Origin of the sequence: Pseudonocardia cypriaca (assembly GCF_006717045.1) — a bacterium.
Lineage (GTDB): Bacteria > Actinomycetota > Actinomycetes > Mycobacteriales > Pseudonocardiaceae > Pseudonocardia > Pseudonocardia cypriaca.
In genome coordinates this window covers 558,157-577,205 of record NZ_VFPH01000002.1, presented here as the reverse complement: position 1 = coordinate 577,205, position 19,049 = coordinate 558,157, and the positions used below count along the sequence as shown (strand labels likewise).

Annotated in this window: 17 protein-coding genes; 10 read left to right on the top strand and 7 right to left on the bottom strand. The window is 73.2% G+C overall.

From position 1 onward, the window contains the following. Position 1: 1 nt before the first annotated feature. The gene (locus tag FB388_RS20310) at positions 2-1,225 is read right to left on the bottom strand and encodes a macrolide family glycosyltransferase (RefSeq protein ID WP_142103802.1); all 1,224 of its coding nucleotides are present in this window, start codon (positions 1,223-1,225) and stop codon (positions 2-4) included. Further along, on the bottom strand, positions 1,222-2,232 hold the full coding sequence (locus FB388_RS20305) for a patatin-like phospholipase family protein (protein WP_142103801.1): 1,011 nt from the start codon (positions 2,230-2,232) through the stop codon (positions 1,222-1,224). The genes FB388_RS20310 and FB388_RS20305 overlap by 4 nt, the downstream gene beginning before the upstream one ends. 187 nt (positions 2,233-2,419) lie before the next feature. Here FB388_RS20305 and FB388_RS20300 point away from each other — a divergent pair, with 187 nt between their 5' ends. Beyond that, positions 2,420-2,980, top strand: coding sequence for a YceI family protein (locus tag FB388_RS20300; RefSeq protein ID WP_142103800.1), 561 nt, complete (start codon positions 2,420-2,422; stop codon positions 2,978-2,980). Positions 2,981-3,194: 214 nt separating this feature from the next. Here the strand turns inward: FB388_RS20300 and FB388_RS20295 are convergent, their stop codons facing one another. Further along, the gene (locus FB388_RS20295; RefSeq protein WP_142103799.1) at positions 3,195-5,885 is read right to left on the bottom strand and encodes a cation-translocating P-type ATPase; all 2,691 of its coding nucleotides are present in this window, start codon (positions 5,883-5,885) and stop codon (positions 3,195-3,197) included. Positions 5,886-6,044: 159 nt separating this feature from the next. On the opposite strand from FB388_RS20295, the gene FB388_RS20290 reads away from it, so the two are divergent. The 6 genes from FB388_RS20290 (at position 6,045) to FB388_RS20265 (ending at position 14,175) form a co-directional block, all read left to right on the top strand. Then, on the top strand, positions 6,045-6,479 hold the full coding sequence (locus tag FB388_RS20290; protein ID WP_142103797.1) for a cupin domain-containing protein: 435 nt from the start codon (positions 6,045-6,047) through the stop codon (positions 6,477-6,479). Positions 6,480-6,504: 25 nt separating this feature from the next. Beyond that, positions 6,505-7,224, top strand: a complete 720-nt coding sequence (locus FB388_RS20285) for an alpha/beta fold hydrolase (protein WP_142103796.1) — start codon at positions 6,505-6,507, stop codon at positions 7,222-7,224. Positions 7,225-7,334: 110 nt separating this feature from the next. Beyond that, a complete protein-coding gene (locus FB388_RS20280; protein WP_211362127.1) occupies positions 7,335-8,912 on the top strand; it encodes a peroxidase family protein in 1,578 nt (525 codons plus the stop codon). Positions 8,913-9,046: 134 nt separating this feature from the next. Beyond that, complete coding sequence (locus FB388_RS20275) at positions 9,047-11,809, top strand: helix-turn-helix transcriptional regulator (protein ID WP_142103794.1); 2,763 nt, start codon at positions 9,047-9,049, stop codon at positions 11,807-11,809. Between the two features lie 111 nt (positions 11,810-11,920). Next, positions 11,921-12,823 (top strand): universal stress protein, encoded by a 903-nt coding sequence (locus FB388_RS20270; protein ID WP_142103793.1) that lies wholly within the window; start codon positions 11,921-11,923, stop codon positions 12,821-12,823. Beyond that, entirely contained in the window at positions 12,820-14,175 is a 1,356-nt protein-coding gene (locus tag FB388_RS20265) for an aspartate aminotransferase family protein (protein WP_211362126.1), read from the top strand. Before FB388_RS20270 ends, FB388_RS20265 begins: the two co-directional genes overlap by 4 nt. Here the strand turns inward: FB388_RS20265 and FB388_RS20260 are convergent. From FB388_RS20260 to FB388_RS20250, 3 genes are all read right to left on the bottom strand, one after another. After that, the gene (locus FB388_RS20260) at positions 14,159-15,256 is read right to left on the bottom strand and encodes a hypothetical protein (protein WP_142103789.1); all 1,098 of its coding nucleotides are present in this window, start codon (positions 15,254-15,256) and stop codon (positions 14,159-14,161) included. The two genes, FB388_RS20265 and FB388_RS20260, sit on opposite strands and share 17 nt — an antisense overlap. Beyond that, complete coding sequence (locus FB388_RS41230; RefSeq protein WP_425468583.1) at positions 15,253-15,777, bottom strand: UGSC family (seleno)protein; 525 nt, start codon at positions 15,775-15,777, stop codon at positions 15,253-15,255. The genes FB388_RS20260 and FB388_RS41230 overlap by 4 nt, the downstream gene beginning before the upstream one ends. Before the next feature lie 215 nt (positions 15,778-15,992). Beyond that, complete coding sequence (locus FB388_RS20250) at positions 15,993-16,217, bottom strand: three-helix bundle dimerization domain-containing protein (protein ID WP_142103785.1); 225 nt, start codon at positions 16,215-16,217, stop codon at positions 15,993-15,995. A gap of 308 nt (positions 16,218-16,525) precedes the next feature. On the opposite strand from FB388_RS20250, the gene FB388_RS40000 reads away from it, so the two are divergent. Next, a complete protein-coding gene (locus tag FB388_RS40000) occupies positions 16,526-17,143 on the top strand; it encodes a PspC domain-containing protein (protein WP_211362125.1) in 618 nt (205 codons plus the stop codon). A 40-nt stretch (positions 17,144-17,183) separates the two neighbouring features. Here FB388_RS40000 and FB388_RS20240 read toward each other — a convergent pair whose 3' ends face one another. Further along, positions 17,184-18,242, bottom strand: a complete 1,059-nt coding sequence (locus FB388_RS20240) for a DUF2157 domain-containing protein (RefSeq protein ID WP_170225748.1) — start codon at positions 18,240-18,242, stop codon at positions 17,184-17,186. A 221-nt stretch (positions 18,243-18,463) separates the two neighbouring features. Here FB388_RS20240 and FB388_RS20235 point away from each other — a divergent pair, with 221 nt between their 5' ends. Both FB388_RS20235 and FB388_RS20230 read left to right on the top strand, forming a co-directional pair. Next, positions 18,464-18,754, top strand: a complete 291-nt coding sequence (locus tag FB388_RS20235) for a hypothetical protein (RefSeq protein WP_142103783.1) — start codon at positions 18,464-18,466, stop codon at positions 18,752-18,754. Positions 18,755-18,772: 18 nt separating this feature from the next. Next, positions 18,773-19,039, top strand: a complete 267-nt coding sequence (locus FB388_RS20230) for an SHOCT domain-containing protein (RefSeq protein ID WP_142103782.1) — start codon at positions 18,773-18,775, stop codon at positions 19,037-19,039. The last annotated feature ends 10 nt before the right edge of the window (positions 19,040-19,049 follow it).

The window sequence follows — 19,049 nt, the reverse complement described above, 5'->3', positions numbered from 1 at the left end:
GTCAGTGCCGTCGTAGCGGATCGGCAGGGGTCGTCCGGGTGACCGGACCGGCCGGGTGCAGGTAGCGCTCGATCTCGTCGGCGGCGCGCCGGTAGCCGCCGGCCCGGCGCTGGGCGACCTGCAGGTCGACTGCGCCCGCCCGGTAGCGGGGGTCGTCGAGCAGACGCCGCGCGAGGGCGTGCACGCGGTCCACGGCCGCATCCCGGGTGCCGATCGACAGGCCGGCGCCCAGCTCGACGACGCGACGGGCCACCAGCGGCTGGTCAGCGCCCTGCGGGACCACCAGCATCGGAACGCCGGCGTACGTGGCCTCGTTGACGCTGTTCATCCCGCCGTGGGTGACGAACAGCGCCGCGCGGGCCAGCACCTCCGGTTGCGGCACGGAGCGGCGGGCGAGGACGTTCGCCGGCAACGGCCCCAGCGCGGCGGGATCGGTCTGCCCGGTGGAGACGACCACGGTGCCGCCCAGCGGGACGAGCGCGGTGGCGAAGCCGCGCAACAGCTGCGGGTCGGCGTTGAAGACGGTGCCCAGCGAGGCGTACAGCACGGGGTCCCGCAGCCGATCGAGCGGGAACGACGGGTCGGCCGGGCGGGCGCCGATGCTCGGTCCGACGAACCGGTAGGACTGGTCGAAGTACTCGACGGCGGGCTGGAAGACCCGCGAGGTGTAGACCAGGTTGAGCGGCTGGCGGATGTTCCCCAGGTCGATCAGCGGCAACCCGCGCGTGTCGAAGCGCCGGTGCAGCTCCCAGCGCGATCGCAGGTAGCCGAGGAGGCTGCGGCGGCGAGCCGCCGCCTCGGCGAGCAGGTCCCGCGAGGCGCGGGTGGGGCTGGGCACGTGCCGGTCGAACGCGAACGTGGTGAACGACGACGCCGCCGGCACCCCGAGCTCGCGGGCGGCGACCGCGCCCCACGGGCAGGCGTTGTCGTGGACGATCAGGTCGGGCCGGACGTGACGCAGTTCGGAGAGCACGGTGGGCAGCACGCGGACCGTGGTGCGCGCGAGCCCCTCCACCAGCGTGACCGGCGTCGGCGGGTCGGGGAGCGGCTGGTCGCCCCCGGGGTAGAGGTGCACGGTCGCGCCGGTGGCCTCGATCTCCTCCCGGAAGGCGGGCGTGGCGTGGTAAGTGACGGAGTGGCCGCGCCGCACGAGCTCGGCCACGACCGGCAGCGTCGGGTTGACGCGCCCGTGCATGCCGATGTTGAGGAACGCGATGGTGCTCATCGGTCCGCCCCCGACAGGGAGGGGGTCGCCGCCCCGGCCGGACCTGCCGATGCCGCCGGGGGGTGCTCCGCCCGGTACAGGCCGGGCCCGCTGATCTGCAACCGGTCGAGGAAGCGCGCCGCCGCTGAGGACGCGGTGCTGATCAACCGCCCGGAGTGGCCGAAGTCCCACGGGGAGGGCCAGGCCTCGATGCCGGTCGGCAGGACGACGGTCGGGATGTGCTCGGACACCTCGTGCAGGTCGCGCTCGATCTGGTGGTGCCACATCAGCAGCCCGGCCCGGGCGGCGATCGCACCGGCCCGCCTGCGCGGGATGGTCGGGCGCAGCGGCCAGCTCGCCGGCCCGGTCGGCAGCACCACGACGCTGGCCGCTCCGGCCTGGTGGGCTGCGCGCACCGGGACGAAGGCGATCACCCCGCCGTCGACGAGCATCCGGCCGGCGCGCAGCACCGGGGGCAGGACGCCGGGAATGGCGGCGCTGGCCAGCAGCGCCGACTCGAGATCACCGTGGTCGAGCAACACCTGAGCCCCGCTGACCAGGTCCATGGCGACCGCGCTGAACGGGATCGCCAGCTGCTCGATCCGCGACGGCAGCCCGGCACGGGCGATCAGCCGGCGCAGGCCGTGATCGGCGAAGACGCTGACGCGTGAGGACGGGTAGCCGAGCGGGAACACGTCACGTCGGCGCAGCCTGGTCCACACGTGGTCCAGCCATGACGCGGCGGTGCCGGGGTGCGCGGCCACGATCGCCCCGTTGAGGGCGCCGACCGAGGTTCCGAAGATCAGATCCGGGACGAATCCGCGCTGCTCCAGCGCGTATCCGACGCCGACCTGCGCCGCGCCGAACACGCCGCCGCCACCCACCACCGCCGCGACGGGACGGGGAAGGGCGCCCAGGCCGGCAGGCTCCGGGCCCACGGCCGTCCGGCCCGACAACGGTGGGCTCGTCCCGTTGCCGCCCGTCGTGGTGGGGCGCGTCTCGCAGGACGGCCACTCGCCGAACCTCATGGTCCACCTTCCTCGCCACGGCGCCGGGTGCGTTCCCCAACGAGGACCGGACGGCGGCCCGATCCGTGACACCACCGTCCGGGCCCGCGCTGCGCGTGGAAAAGGACGGAGGAACTCCCGATACCGATGTCACGGATCGAGCGGCCTCCCGGTCCTCGCTGAGACGTCCGAAACCCTGGGAGATCAGATGACCACTGCCACTACCGCAATTCCGGGTTACCTCGCGGGTACCTGGGACATCGACCCCGTTCACTCCGACGTCTCCTTCACGGTGCGCCACATGATGGTGAGCAAGGTGCGAGGCCGGTTCGGCACCTTCTCCGGGGAGATCGTCACCGGCGAGAACCTGACGGGCTCGTCCGTCACCGCGTCGATCGACGCGGCCTCGATCGACACCGGTAACGGCCAGCGCGACCGGCACCTCCGCTCGGCCGACTTCTTCGACGTCGAGAGGTACCCCACCTGGGCGTTCCGCTCGACGGGCGTGCGCGTCGACGGCGACGACCTCGTGGTGGACGGGCAGCTCACGATCAAGGGCGTGACCCGGTCGGTGCCGCTGGCCGTGGAGGTGGGCGGCATCGGACCGGACGCAGGCGGCGGCACCCGCATCGGCTTCTCCGCCTCGACCACGATCGATCGCAACGATTTCGGCGTCGACATCAAGATGCCGCTCGACGGCAGCGGTGTCGTCGTCAGCGACAAGGTGCAGATCGCCATCGAGATCGAGGCCGTGCTGCGCCAGGAATGACGGCGAGGAAGACATGCAACCACCGCAGAATCGCGCCGGACGGGAAGGAGTGCGGCGATCCACCTGACCCGGGTTACCCCACCCACCGGCTCGGCCGGCCCGTCGGCGGAGCCGGGCGGTGGCCGCCGCTTCGGGGTCGGCACGGCCTCGGCGCTGGTGGCCGGCTCCGTCATCGGGACCGGCGCGTTGTTCGCGGGCACGGCCGGCACGACGATCACGGCGTGAGCGCCCTCCGCCTCCACCACTTCTCCACCGCGACCACCGGAACCACCACCGCACCGGCCGCTGCTGCGAGCGCCCACTGCCCGACGGTCAGGTCCTCGGTGTGGAAGACCGCCTGGAGGAACGGCAGGTGCACGACCGCGGTCTGGAGCACCAGCAGCACCGCGATCCCGGCGAAGACGTACCGGTTCGACGTCCAGCCGATGGTGTGCACCGGTGCGGTCAGCGTCCGGCACATCAGCAGGTAGAAGATCTGGAAGAGGGCCACGGACGTGACCGCGAGCGTCTGGGCCTGCGCGATCGGTGTCGCCGGCCACGCGACCAGGAACAGCGCGATCGCGACCGCCGCCATGAGCGCGCCGACGTACACGGTGCGGACGACGACGAAGCGCGACAGCAGCCGCTCGTCCGGATCACGGGGCGGCTTGCGCATCGCGTCGGGCTCCTGGGCCTCGAACGCGACGGGAAGGGCCAACGACACCGTCGCCACGAGGTTGATCCAGAGGATCTGCACGGGCTCGATCGGCAGGACCGGCGACCCGCCGACCACCGGGAACGCCAGCACCGCCACCAGGATGATCAGCGCCTCGCCGACGTTGGTCGGCAGCACGAACGCCAGCGCCTTGACCAGGTTGTCGTAGACGCGGCGCCCCTCCTCGATGGCTGCCCGGATCGTCGCGAAGTTGTCGTCGCCGAGCACGATGTCGGCTGCCTCCTTCGCCGCCGCCGTGCCCGCCAGTCCCATCGCGACCCCGATGTCGGCCTGGCGCAGGGCCGGTGCGTCGTTGACCCCGTCACCGGTCATCGCCGTCACCGCGCCCCCGGCCTGGAGCGCCCGTACCAGCTTGAGCTTGTGCTCGGGAGCCACGCGCGCGAACACGTCGGTGGTCCGGACCCGGTGCCGCAGCTCGTCCTCCGAGAGCTCGGCGATCTCGGCGCCGGTCATCGGGGGCCCGTTCCGGCCGATGCCGAGGTCACGACCGATCGCGGCCGCGGTCGCGGCGTGGTCACCAGTGATCATCTTCACGCCGACGCCTGCGCGGTGGCACGCGTCCACGGCGTCCACCACCTCGGGCCGCAGCGGGTCGATCAACGCGACCAGGCCGAGCAGCTCGAGCCGACGGCCGTCGAGAACAACATCGCCGTCCGGGTCACGCCGCCGGCACACGGCGAGAACCCGCATCCCGTCGGCGGTGTAGGCGTCGAGGACGGTGCGTGCCGCGTCGGCCTCCGCCGCGTCGACGTGGGCGAGCAGGACCTCCGGTGCGCCCTTGAAGTACGTGACCCCGTCCGTGCTCGGCCCGGGGGTGCTGGCCATGTACTTGCGCTCCGAGTCGAACGGCAGCACCGCGTGCGGCGGGTGGTCCCGGAACAGCTCGTCGAGCACCACGCCCGCCCGTTCGGCGGCCACGAGCAGCGCGCCGTCGGTCGGGTCGCCCAGCACGGTCCGCCGGTCGCCGGCACCGTCCAGCCGGGCCTCGTTCGCCAGGGCGGCGCCGGTCAGCAGCTCCCGCAGCGGACCGGTGACCCGGTCCCCGGTGCGACCCCGGACCACGACCCGGCCGGCGGCCTCGTACCCGACGCCCTCGAACTCCGCCTCGTCGCCATGAGGCGTCCACGCGCGGCGGACCACCATCTCGTTGCGGGTCAGCGTGCCCGTCTTGTCCGTGCAGACCACGGAGGTGGATCCCAAGGTCTCCACGGCCGGTAGCTCGCGGACCACCGCCCGCCGCCGGGCCATCCGCTGCACCCCGATCGCCAGGGCGATCGTCACGATCGCCGGCAGCCCCTCGGGGATCGCCGCGACGGCCAGCGTGATCGCGGCCAGGGCGGCGTCGGCGACCGGGAACCCCCGCAGCAGCGCGACCCCCAGCAGGATCACCGCCACCATTCCGATGATCTTGGTGATCGCCGATCCGAGCCGGGCGATGCCGAGGGTCAGTGGGGTCTGGGTCTTCTCGACCCCCTCGAGCAGGCCGGAGATCCGTCCCAGTTCGGTGCGGTCCCCCGTCTCGACCACGGCGGCCACGGCCGCGCCGGCTGTCACGAGGCTGCCACCGTGGAGCATCGACCGTCGTTCGCCGAGCTCTGCGCCGCGACCGACCGGCGCGGCCGACTTGTCGACCGGCACCGACTCCCCCGTGAGCGTGGACTCGTCCACGCGCAGGCCGTGGGCCTGCAGGACCCTCAGGTCGGCGGCGACCCGCGCTCCCGCCACGACCGACACGACGTCCCCCGGAACGAGGTCCGCCGCGTCCACCTGCGTCCAGCGCTCGTCCCGCAGCACGGTCGCCGGCTCCGACACGAGCTGGGCGAGCGCCTGGATCGCCCGACCCGCTCGGTACTCCTGCACGAACCCGATCAGCGCGTTCAGCACCACGACACCGAGCACCACGGCGCCGTCCGCGAGGTCCCCGACCGCGAAGGCCACGACGGCCGCGATCAGCAGCGCGTAGATCAGCGGGCTGGCGAACTGCCGCGCCAGCACCGCCCACGCCGAGGGGCCCTGCCGGCGGGTGAGCCGGTTCGGGCCGTGTTCGGCCAGCCGGCGCGCAGCCTCGTCCGCACTCAGCCCCCGCCGATCACTCGACAGGCGGGCGAGGACGTCCTCGCCGGTCGAGGCGTACCAGCCGATGGATCCGGTCCCGCGCTCGTCCACCACGCGGTGCTCTGAGAGAGCCATCTCGCCATCTCCCGATCGTCGTCTCGTCTTCCCTGCGGCCCTGCCCCAGGGAGGACCGGACGTGCACCCGATCCGTGACACCGCGAGCCCGGCGGCAGGCCGTCACAACTCCGCGGCCTGCCTTGTCCTCGCTGCACAGCCGAACAGTTGGGAGACCTGATGTCCGTCGACCACCACGCGCACCACATCGACGACCCGGGCGCGACCGGGCCCCCGCCGCAGTTCACCGTCGTCGGCTCGGTGCCGACCCCGCCCGTGCCGGACCCGTCCGAGGCGATGACCGTCCTCGTCACGCTGCCGCCGGGGAGTACAGGCACCCCGCCGCACCGGCACAGCGGTCCGGCCTTCGGATACGTGCTCGAGGGCGAGATGATCTTCGAACTGGAGGGCGAGCCCGAGCGCGTCGTGCGCGCGGGGGAGACGTTCTGGGAGCCCGGCGGCGACGTCATCCACTACCAGGACGGCAACAACCTCGCCGATGCCCGGACCCGGTTCGTCGTGACCATGTTCTGCGTGCCCGGCCGGCCGATGCTCGTGCCGGTGAGCCCGGAGGAGCTCGAGGAACGCCGCCCCCGCCGCGCACCGCGGCCCTGAGGGGAATCCGATCATGGGAGAAGGAATGTCAACACAGAACCCCACCGTGCTCCTGATCCACGGGGCCTTCGCCGAGTCCGCGAGCTGGAACCCGGTGATCTCCAGGCTCCGCGCCGAGTCCGTCGACGTCGTCGCGGTGGCCAACCCGCTGCGCAGCGTCTCCGGTGACGCCGCCTACCTGCGCGACGTCATCACGGGCATCGGCGCGCCCGTCGTGCTCGCCGGCCACTCCTACGGCGGCATGGTGATCACCGAGGCGGCAGCGGGCAACGACGCCGTCGTGGGCCTCGTCTACGCCGCCGCGTTCGCCCCCGACCACGGCGAGAGCGCGCTCCAGCTGGCGAGCCGGTTCCCCGGCAGCACCCTCGGTGCGGCCATCGCGCCCTCCCCGCTCGCAGGCGGGGGCAACGAGTTCCGGATCCGACCGGAGGCGTTCCACCAGCAGTTCGTCGCCGACGGGACGGCGGCCGAGGCCGAGCTGATGGCGGTGACCCAGCGCCCCGTCACCGAGGCGGCGCTGGCCGAAGGCCTGCCCACCGACACGCCGGCGTGGCGGCAGCTGCCGTCGTGGTTCGTGTTCGGCGACCAGGACCTCAACATCCCCGCCGAGGCGCTGCGGTTCATGGCCGAGCGCGCGGGGTCGAAGGGCACCCGCGAGGTCGCAGGCGCATCGCACGCCATCAGCATCGGCGCGCCGGACCAGGTGACCGCGACGATCCTCGACGCCGTCGGAGCGGCGGGGTGAGCGCGGGGGACGGTCAGCGGCTCGATCCGGTGCGTCGCGGCCGACGGCTGCCGCATGATCGTCCCCCACCCTCCGCGGGCCCGACGCCACCCCACGTACCTGGAGGAACGATGAGCACCCCGACCGGCGACGACGGCTTCCTGCACGAGCTGGAGCAGGACGTCAGGGCAGAGCTCCGCCGGGCGGAGGCGAGCGAACCGGCGGAGGAGATCAACGGCGTACCGATCGGCGAGTGGCTGTTCGACCCGGTGGACGTCCAGCGCGAGGAGATCGGGCTGCGCAACCTCCTCGGCGCGGTGGAAGCGATGGAGTCCGCCCCCTCGCACCCCCACGGCAGCCACCTGGCCGCCCGCGACCACTGCCTCAGCCTGGTCCGGGCCGTGGACCGGCCCACCGGGATGGCGCGCTACGGGCGCATGTTCCCGGGCCTGGACCCGCTGGGCACCGACCCGCAGCTGCTGATGCGCGCGGGTGGCAACGGCGGGGTCTGCGACGCCGCAGCCGTGCTGGGCGGGCTCGGCCCCGGCGACGACGACGCAGCTGAAGCTGCCGGGTGGCCGTTCTTCGGCCAGCTCGTCGCGCACGACATCACCGCAGACCGCTCGGCCATCGCGGGCGAGGTCGCGCCCGACGCGCTCCGCAACGCCCGCGCCCCGAAGCTGAACCTGGAGATGCTCTACTCGGACGGCCCGATCGGCTCGCCGTACCTGTTCGACCTCGGGGACCCGGCGACGTTCCTGCTCGGCCCGGACGGCGCCGACGTGCCGCGCAACCAGCAGGGCGTGGCCCTGATCGGCGACCCGCGCAACGACGTGCACCTGTTCGCCCTCACCCTGCACGTCGCACTGCTGCACGCGCACAACCGCATCGTCGAGCTGCTGCGCGAGGCAGGGGTGCCCGACGCCGAGGTATTCGACAGGGCGCGGATCACGCTCACCTGGCACTACCAGTGGATCGTGGTGCACGACTTCCTGCCGCGGCTCGTCGGCAGGAGCCTGGTCGAGCGGGTGCTCGCCGAGGGCTGCCGGTGGTTCACACCGCCCGCGTCGTCGGCGTACATCCCGCTGGAGTTCGCCGACGCTGCCTTCCGCTACGGCCACGGGCAGATCAGGCACACCTACCGGCTCCTCGACGGCGGTCCCGCGGTGCCGCTCTTCCCCGACCTCGTCGGGTTCGGCCCGCAACCCGCCGGCAGGCGCTTGGACCTCGCACAGGTCTTCGACCTGCCCGGCCGCCCGCCGGCGCAGCGCGCGAAACGTCTGGACGGCCGGCTCGCGACCAGCCTCATCGGCCTGCCCGAGCAGGTCACCGGCTCGACCGACGTCGCATACCGGTCCCTCGCGGTCCGCGACCTGCTGCGCGGCGAGACGACCGAACTGCCCAGCGGCGAGGCGGTCGCCGGTCTCATGGAGGTGCCGCCGTTGACCGCCGACGAGCTGGAGCAGAGCTGGCCGAACGGCACTCCGCTGTGGTTCTACATCCTGAAGGAGGCCGAGCACCGCTGCGGCGGCGACCGGCTCGGCCCGGTCGGCGGCCGGATCGTGGCGGAGGTGCTGATCGGGTTGCTGCGCGCCGACCCGACGAGCTACCTGAGCCTCGAACCGGGCTGGGAGCCGACCCTGCCCGCCGCCGGGCCGGACTTCGGCCTGGCGGACCTGCTCACACTGGGCGGCACCCGGGACCGGTAGGCCGGTCCGGAGCAGGTTCTCGCGGATCTGCGTCACACGCTGCGACAATGGCTGCCACCTTCCCACCGAGGGCATCATGGGACGGCCCGCGCTTGATCGGAGCCGGGCCTCCTTGACCTGCGCGGTGGTGGTGGATGTCGAGCGGCGCTCCTCGACGCAGGCTGCTGGGCAGGCGCGGTGAGTGCGAGGCACTCGGTCGGCTCGTTGCGGGTCTGCGTGCCGGTCGGAGCCAGGTGCTTGTCCTGCGCGGTGAGGCGGGGGTCGGCAAGTCCGCGTTGGCGGACTACCTGGTGGGGAGCGCTGCCGGCTGCCGGATCGCGCGCGCCGGCGGCGTCGAGTCCGAGATGGAGTTGGCGTTCGCGGGGCTGCACCAGCTGTGCATGCCGATGATGGGGCATCTCGATCTCCTCCCCGGTCCGCAGCGCGACGCGTTGGCCGTCGCGTTCGGGCTGAGCACGGGGAGCGCGCCGGATCGTTTCCTGGTCGGGTTGGCGGTGCTCAGCCTGCTGGCCGAGGCGGCCGAGGAACAGCCACTGGTCTGCGTGGTGGACGACGCGCAGTGGCTCGATCGGGTCTCCGCGCAGACGCTGGCCTTCGTCGCGCGCCGGCTGCTGGCGGAACGGATCGCGCTGGTGTTCGCGGTGCGTGAGCCTGCGCTCGGTCCGGGCGACCCGCTGGCGGGGCTGCCGGAACTAGTCGTCCGGGGTCTGCGCGACGGCGATGCGCGTGCACTCCTGGACTCGGTGGTGCCGGGCCGCCTCGACGAGCGGGTCAGGGACCGGATCGTCGCCGAGACCCGCGGCAACCCGCTGGCCCTGCTGGAGCTGCCGCGGGGGTTGACGGCGGCGGAACTGGCCGGCGGTTTCGCACGTCCGGACGCGCGGCCGCTGGCGAGCCAGATCGAGCAGAGCTTCCTGCGACGCATCGAGTCGCTCCCGGTCGCGGCGCAACGCCTGCTGCTGGCCGCGGCCGCCGACCCGCTGGGGGACGTCTCGCTGCTCCGCCGGGTGGCCGAGCGGCTCGCCATCGAGCCGAACGCGGCGGCTGCGGCCGAAGCGGCGGGAATGGTCGAGATCGGGGTGCGCGTGCGGTTCCGGCATCCGCTGGTGCGCTCGGCGGCGTACCGCGCGGCGAGCGCCGGGGATCGCCAGGACGTGCACCGCGCGCTGGCCGAGGTGACCGATCCGGAGTCCGACCCGGATCGGCGGGCATGGCATCGTGCCCACGCCGCGGTGGAACCGGACGAGGCCGTGGCAGGTGAGCTGGAGCGCTCGGCCGACCGGGCCCAGGCCCGGGGCGGCATCGCGGCTGCGGCCGCCCTCCTGAAGCACTCGGCCGAGCTGACGCCCGAGCCTGCCAGGCGAGCCGCGCGGGCGTTGGCCGCGGCGCAGGCAAGCGTCGACGCCGGGTCGTCGGAGGCGGCGTCCGAGCTCCTCGCGGCGGCCGAGCTGGGTCCGCTGGACGAGCTGCAGCACGCGCGGCTGGCCCGGCTTCGGGCCCAGATCGTCTTCGTCCGTGAGCGCGGCCGCGGTGCCGTGCCGTTCCTGGTCGATGCGGCCGACCGGCTCGAGCGGCTCGGCGACGGACAGGCGAGGGAGGCCTACCTCGAGTCGCTGGGAGCGGCGGTCTTCGCCGGTCGCCTGCTCGGTCCGGACGGACTGCGGAAGGTGGCCGAGGCCGCCAGGGCAGCGCGGCCGGCATCGGGGCCACCGCAGCTGATCGACATGCTCCTGGACGGACTGGTCGCGCGGTTCACCGGGGGCCACGTCACGGGTGCGCCGCCGCTGAAGCGGGCGCTGCAGGCGTTCCGGCAGGACTCCGGACGCAACGACGACGTCGTCATGCGCTGGTTCTGGCTGCCGTGGCTCGTCGCAGGCGACATGTGGGACGACGAGACGTGGCACGAGCTGGCCACGTCCGCGGTACGGCTGGCTCGCGAGGCCGGCGCGCTCAGCGTCCTCCCGCTGGCCCTGACCCACCGTGCTGCCGTGCACCTGCACGCCGGGGAGTTCACCGCGGCCTCGGAGCTGGTCGAGGAGTGCGAGGCGATGACGGAGGCCACCGGCCACGCACCCATGCGGTACACGAAGTTGTCGCTCGTCGCCTGGCGCGGGGAGGTGCCGGCGGCGTCGGTGCCGTTCCGGTCCGATGTCGAGGACGGGATCTCCTGGGGTGAGGGACGAGCGATCAGCGCGGCCGACCACCTGAGGGCAGTGCTGTACAACGGCCTCGGCCGCTACCAGGACGCCGTGGCCGCCGCCGAGCGGGCGTGCGAGTACGACGATCTGGGGGTCGTCGGGTTCGCGCTCGTCGAGCTCGTCGAGGCAGGCGTTCGGGGTGGTGCCCTCGCCGCGGCCCGTGCTGCCCTGCAGCGACTCGAGGAGCGGACCGAGGCGAGCGGCACCGAGTGGGCTCTGGGCGTCCTGGCCCGCTCGAAGGCGCTGCTCAGCGACGGCCCCGCCGCCGAGTCGCTCTACCGAGAGGCCATCGAGCGCCTCGGGCGGAGCCGGGTCGCGGTCCACCTCGCTCGTGCCCACCTGGTGTACGGCGAGTGGCTGCGTCGCGAGAACCGCCGCCTCGACGCTCGCGGACAGCTGCGGACCGCGCACGAGATGCTGAGCGGATTCGGTGCCGAGGCGTTCGCCGAGCGCGCCCGCCGCGAGCTCGTCGCGACCGGCGAGTCGGTACGCCGGCGCGCGGCGGTCGAGGCACGTGAGGCACTCACGGCACAGGAGGCCCAGATCGCCCGGCTCGCGGGCGACGGGTTGACGAACTCCGAGATCGGCGCTGAGCTGTTCATCAGCCCCCGCACCGTCGAATGGCACCTGCGGAAGGTGTTCACGAAGCTCGACGTCGATTCGCGCAACAAGCTCCGAGGCGTGCTGACCAGCACCTGACCGCAGGTTGTCACGCATCGCTGCCCTGCCTTGTCCACCCTGGGGGCGCCGGCAGGAGGCTTCCGGTCCGGCTGGGAAGTACGGACCGTCCGTGAGTGGAGGGAGCGGGACGTGGGAAGTGGCCGAGAGCGAAGCCTTCCGGTCGTCGTGGGCGTCGACGGGTCGCCGTCGGCGCTCGACGCGGCCCGATGGGCGGCGCGGGAGGCAGTGCGCCGCGGGGTCACCCTGGAGCTGATCAGCGCCTTCGGTTGGGTCGAGACGAGGCACCTCCACGACCACGGACTGGGCGTTCACCTCCGCGAGACGATGCTGGCACGCACCCGCGAGGAGGTCTCGGCGGCCGCCGAGGCGGCCGCGGCCGTCGCTCCTGGCATCGAGATCTCGCAGCGCGTCGTCGACGGGTTCCCGGTGCCGCTGCTGGTCGCCGAGTCGCGACGCGCGGGATTGGTCGTCCTCGGTGACCGCGGCCTCGGCGGGTTCACGGGTCTGCTGGTCGGCTCGGTCGCGGTCGGGATGGCCGCTCGGGCGGCATGCCCGATCGTCGTGGTGCGCGGTGAACGATCCTCCGACGCAGGCCCGGTCGTGGTCGGCGTCGACGGCTCGCCGATCAGCGAGGCGGCATTGGCCTTCGCGTTCGAGGCGGCGGCGACGCGCCAGGTGCCCCTGGTGGCGGTGCACGCCTGGCACGACACCGTGTTCGAGGCCTCGGTGGCGCCCCTGCTGGATTGGGACGCCATCGAGGCGGACGAGCGTCGGATACTCGCCGAGCGGCTGGCGGGATGGGGCGGGAAGTATCCCGATGTCGAGGTGCAGCGAGCGCTCGTGCGCGACCGGCCCGCGCACGCGTTGATCGAGCAGGCGACCGCCATCGCCGCCCAGCTCGTCGTCGTCGGGTCGCACGGCCGAGGCAGCGCGGCGGGCCTCGTGCTCGGCTCCACCAGCCACACGGTGCTGCACCACGCACCGTGCCCCGTCGCGGTCGTCCGGGCGGATCCGGGCGCTGCCGGTCGATGAGCTCCACACTTCGTGCGACGATCAGGCGCCATGAGACAGGAGAGCCGGTGAGCGCGGACACCTTCTGGGACGACGCCGAGCGTCATCTGGTCCGGTACGGCGCGGCCTTCACGCCGCGCATCATCGAGAGCGCCGCGGGCTCCTACGTCTACGACAGTGACGGGGCGGCGATCCTCGACTTCACCTCCGGGCAGATGAGCGCGGTGCTGGGGCACTCGCACCCCGATGTCGTCCGAGCGGTCTCCCGGTCGGTCGCCTCACTGGACCACCTGTTCAGCGGGATGCTGAGCCGCCCGGTCGTCGACCTGGCCAGAAGGCTGTCGGCGACGTTGCCCGAACCCCTGACCAAGACGCTGCTGCTGACGACCGGTGCGGAGTCCAACGAGGCCGCCGTCAAGATGGCGAAGCTGTACACCGGCAGGTACGAGATCGTCTCGTTCGACCGGTCATGGCACGGGATGACGTCCGGAGCCGCGGCGGCGACCTTCTCCGCAGGGCGCCGCGGGTACGGCCCGACCCTGCCGGGGAACTTCACGCTCCCGACCCCCAACGCCTACCGGTCGCCGTTCCGCGGGCCGGATGGTTCCTACGACTGGGAGGCCGAGCTCGAGTACGGGTTCGCCCTGGTCGACCAGCAGTCGACGGGGGCTCTGGCCGCGTGTCTCGTCGAGCCGATCCTGTCGTCGGGCGGGGTCATCGAACTGCCGCCCGGCTACCTCGCCCGCCTGAAGGAGATGTGCGCCGAGCGCGGCATGCTGCTCGTCCTCGACGAGGCGCAGACCGGTCTCGGGCGAACCGGTCACATGTACGCCTTCGAGCGCGACGGGGTCGTGCCCGACATCCTCACCCTGTCCAAGACGCTCGGCGCGGGCCTGCCGGTCGCGGCCGTGGTGACGAGCGGCGAGATCGAGCAGGTCTGCCGGGACCGCGGCTTCCTCTTCTTCACCACCCACGTCTCCGATCCCCTCGCGGCAACGGTCGCGCTGACCGTCCTGGACGTCATCGAGCGGGACAACCTCGTCGAACGTGCCGCCAAGCTGGGCGAGCAGCTCACGGAGCGGCTGCTGCGGCTGCGCGCCGACCACGAGGTCGTCGGCGACGTCCGGGGCCGTGGGCTCCTGCAGGGCATCGAGCTCGTGACCGACAAGGAGAGCAAGGCCCCTGCCGACGCGCTCGGCCACGCGGTCACCGCGGCCTGCCTCGACCGGGGGCTGCACGTCAACATCGTCCAGCTGCCGGGGATGGGCGGGATCTTCCGGATCGCCCCGCCGCTCACGGCGAGCGACGAGGAGCTCCACGCCGGCCTCGACATCCTCGACGCGGCACTCGGGGCCGTCAGCTCCTCCCGGTAGGGCCGGACACCGGGACGAGCGGGGGCCGGTCGCCCCGCGGTCCGAAGGTGTCGACCACCGCCGACACGCCGGAGTTCGACGCGCCGGCCACCACGACCTGCACCGCGTCGGGCGAGGTGAGCACGTGGAACGTCCCGGTGGAGGGGTCGATGCGCTCGTCGGGCACCGCCTCGGGGTGATCGGCGGGCAGCCGCCACGACGTGGTGCGGGAGACCGCGGTCTTGCCGGCCCGGTCGAGGTCCTCGCGGCGCAGGACGGCCTCCTCGAACACGAACCGGCGGATGGCCGGCTTGTCGAAGCCCTGCCCGGCCAGCAGGTGGGCGTGCTCCGGGCTGAGCACGAGGCAGGAGGAGGTCGTGCGGTGCAGCAAGGCGCCGGTGCGGGCGATCGTCCCGGCCAGGTCACGCAGCAGCTGCGCCGCCTCGGAGGTGTGCCGCGCCTCGATGTGGGCGACCGCGCGGATCGTCATCGCGGTGACGGTGCTCTCGTCAGTGGAGAACCCGAACTCCTCGTGGAACGCCGGCCACGGGCTCTCCTCCTGGTTCTCCCCGATGCAGCAGGTGTACTTCGCCGGAGTGCCCTGGGTGGCCTGGTCGAGCGCGTGCGGGCGGAGACCGAACGCGTTGAGCGCCGCGAGCCGGATCGCCCGACCGATCGTGGCGTTCGCGCGGAACCCCGAGCCGAACACGTTGCCCCGGCAGTTGATGCCGAGCTCCCCGCGTACCGGCCCGTTCACCAGGAGCAGCGGCGCGGTGCCCGTGGTGCTCTGCCAGATGCCCCGCCCGGCGTACCCCTCGGCGCGCAGCGAGTCCCACGCCGCGAGGACCACCGGGAAGTACTCCGGGCGGCAGCCGGCCATCGCCGCGTTCAGCGCCGCCAGCCGCACCGTGCACTCGCGGCCGATCTGCGGCATGGCCAGCAGGACCTCGTGCGGCGCGCGCTCGGTCTGCGCGAGGAACGCGTCGAGCCGCTCCGCGGTGCACGGGACCACCGGGAGCCCGTCGCTCCACTCCTGGTCGTAGCAGTACTCGATCGCGTCCACGATGGCGTCCGCGAGCGCGCGGGTGTCCTCGACCGTCATGCCTCGACCCCCAGTTGCGCGAGGATGCGCGGGAGCATCGCGGTCACGCGCTCGCGCACCTCGTCCCGCGAGAGGCTCGCCACCGGGTGCTCCGTCACGACGTACGGGAAGCCGGGGAAGCCGTACGAGCGCGCCATCGCGTCAGCGGCGAGGCGGAACGGTTCGGTGCAGATGCTGACGGCCGGAATGCCGGCACGCTCCAGCAGGATCCCGTCGGCCAGACTGGCCGCGCTGCACGAGCCTCAATCACCGACCGCCGTGACGGCGAAGTTGCAGGTGGCGACGATGCGCTCGACCTGGGTCTGCTCCACGGGCGTGCCGAAGTAGCCCTTGGTGAACACCTTCACGTCCTGCAGCCGGAACCGCTCGCCGAGCTGCCTGCCGACCTCCTCGAGCAGCAGGGCCGCGTTCGGCTTGCCGTTGTCCAGCAGGCCGAGGGTCGCCCCGTGCAGGGTGGTGAGCCGCGGGGAGAGGGCGCGGTCCTCGACACCTTCCGCCGCGCCCGTCGGGTCCAGGAGCACGCTCGCCCAGTCCGTCACGGCCACCTCCGAGTTCTCCCGGTACGGCGACGGTATCCAGCGGGAGCGGCGCCGTCGTCGGTCGGGCGTGCACCTGGGAACGCGTCATTTGCCGCTGGCGCCGCGCGTACCCGGTCGACCTCGAGGTCGGCCTCGACGGGTGTGGTCTCGGCTTCTGCGGTGGCCTGCCTCAGATGGTTCGCCGGAAGGTGCTGGTGTCAGCGAGCCGCCGACTGGAGCAGGCGCTGCCGTGCGAGCCGCTCGACGAACTCGGGCATGGCCGGAACCGGCGCCCCGCTGAGGTCGCGCCGGCTTCCCACCACTACTCGGCTGATCACGGCCGGCCGCACGTTCTCGGCGAATTCGGCGGACAGCCGGGCGATAGCCGCGACGACAGCCGGATCGTGGTGGCCTGCGGGCTCGGCCGGAGGCTCGTTGAACATGGACTCTCCAGGACGGGATCGGGTGACGTATCGCCCCGGAGCGTGACCGATCGGCGCTGCGAGTGACCAGGGCCGAAGGTCCTGCCGTGGGCCTCGTGGGCATCTTCAGCCGACACGCTTCCGACCTCGACGTCTCCCGGCCTGGCGCGGTAGCAAGGCCGTTCTCGTGCTGCACGGGTACGGAGCGACGGTCGACAGATTCCAGGGTCGGTTGACCACGACTCGCGTGCCCTCGACCATGTCGCCGGCTCGCCCGCAGGGCCCTTCGGCCCTTGTCCACTGCCGACGAACAGGGCGACGGTGGTCCCATGACGACGAGCCAACCGAGCAATCCGGAACCGGGCGAGCGCCGGCAGCAGCCGGTTCGGGTCGAGCGCAGCCGTTCCGACCGCGTCCTGGGGGGAGTGTGCGGGGGGATCGCCCGCAGCGTCGGGGTCGACCCCGTGCTCGTGCGCATCGCGGTGGTGCTGGTCGGGCTGGTCTCCGGCGGTGCCGCGGTGCTCGCCTACCTGGTGGCGTGGGTGCTGCTTCCCCAGGCGGCCGAGGACGCGCAGCCGCGGTCTCGGATGGACCCGCCTCCCGCAGGCGATGCGAAGGAGGCCTGGACCGCGGTCGGCGGCGAGCTCAAGGCCCTTGCGGCGGAGCTGCGCCCGAAACAGGCCCACGGGGAGGCGCCCACGCAGCCCGAGGCGACGCAGGGCCCGAGCAAGCGACCATCGTTGAAGTCGGTGGACGCGGCGCTGACCGGGCTCGGCGATCGGCTCCGTGCCCCCGAGGTCCAGGAGGGCGCGCGCCGCGCGCTGACCGGGTTGTCCGCCGCGGTCGACGCCAGCGTCGGGGAGATCGGTAACCGGGTCCGGCGCGAGCGCCCGGAACCCGGTGCGCCTCCGTCGAACGAGCCGGAGGGGCCTCGCACGCAGCCGTGACGAGGGCGGTGCCGGCGCGCCGCACGCCCCGTCTTCGGCGTCACCAGGCGAGGGCGAGCACTGCGACGGTCACCGCCACCGCGACGGTGGCAGCGGCACCGATGGCGGCCGCCCGGTTGCCGACGCCCGGACGGGTGCTGGGCGGGCCGAGTCGACGGCGGTACGAGGTGTGGACGGCTCCCGCGACGAGCAGCACCCCGCAGCCCACCAGTGCGAGGGGCACGGTGAGGGTGTCGGGGAAGTACTGCCCGAGCACCGAGGGAACGGTCAGCAGCGTGGCGATCGAGCCGACGGCGAGCAGCAGGAGGTCGCGCAGCCACGCACCGGCGGCCACCAGGACGAGGGCGGAACCGATTGCGAGCGCGGCGCCCCAGCCGGCCTCGACGGTCGGCAGCCCGCCCAGGACCGTCGCGGAACCCCCGAGGACGTATGCGCCGGTCCGGGCGGTGATCACGCCGCCCCAGCCGAGCAGCAGCCACCCCGCGCCGACGCCCCAGACCGCGAGCCCGGTCACGTGGTCCGCGCCGTGCGGGAGGTGCGCTGCGGCGGCAGCGGCTGTCGCGGTGAGTGCGACGAGCAGTGCCGCCTGCTGGAGGACGGTGCGGTGGCGCCACCACAGCACCGCGGTGTAGGCGGCGGTGACGCCGGAGGTCAGCAGCGCGACGGTGTCCCCGTCGAGCTCCAGCACCTCGGTCCCCAGCCGGCCCAGGCCGGCGGCGAGCAGGACCGCTGACAGCAGCCAGCACACACTCCGGAGTCGGCGCGCCACGTCGACGCGTCGGGCGGGAACGCAGAGGCCGGTGACGAGCAGGAGCCCGGCGGCCCCGAAGGTCACCCCGAGCCGTCCGCCGAGGCCGATGTCCGACCAGTAGCGTTCAGCGACCGCCACGGCCCCGACGAGGATCAGCACCCCTCCGACGTATCCGAGCGCCTCCGCCACCAGCGGCCCTCGCCGCGCCCGCCGCTCGATCGACCCCTGCTCGTCCGCCAGGATGCGCTCCGCCTGCTCAGGGCTGATCAGACCGCGCGCGACCCAGCGTTCGAGCGCGTCATGCAGCTCGGAGCGATCGCCGCCCGGCACTGCTGCTCTCGCCGCCATGGCCCGATGGTGCGCCATGACCGCTGCACGCCGTAGGGGCACGAGGTCCTCGAGGAACCGGATGCTGACCAACCGTTCGGCCCGCAGGCACGGAGACGGCCCCGAGCAGCGCATCCCGCGCAGCGCCCCACGAGCCGATGACCAACGGGCCAACGGCACGGGACCGAAGGCCGTGCCGGCAGCACGCGACGGCGAGCACGCTCGGTGGCGGAGGTGGACGGATGAGGATCGGTTGGAGGGACGGGGTCGCGCCCCCGCTGGTCTCCGCGATCGTCGTCGCCCACATCGGCTACCTGGTGCGCGGCAGCGTGCCGTTCGTCCAGGACTCGCGCGGCATGGCCGCCACCGGACTCGTGCTCGGACGCGCCGCAGTCGCGATCGTGGACCGAGGAGCGTTCCGCGGAACGTGGGGCGCCGCGGCAGCCGCCTTCGCCGTGGCGTCGGGCGCGCGCTGGCGGAAACTGGCCCGCACGCGGCTGGCCGGGAGCAGGGCCGGGCACTCGGCCCACTGATCCGAGGAGGAGATCCAGATGATGTGGTGGTACGGCCCCGGTACGGGCGGATGGGCCATGGCCCTCATGGGCATCGGCATGATCCTCTTCTGGGCGCTGATCATCCTCGGGTTGATCGCCGTCATCCGGTACCTGCAGACGACGGGCGACCGCCCACGGGAGGAGCGGGCCACCCCCGAGGAGCTGCTGGCCGAGCGGTTCGCCGGCGGGGAGATCGACGAGCAGGAGTACTGCCAGCGCCTGGACACGCTGCACGGCAGGTCCGGCCCGGCCGTCAAGCGTTGAACCCGCGGCG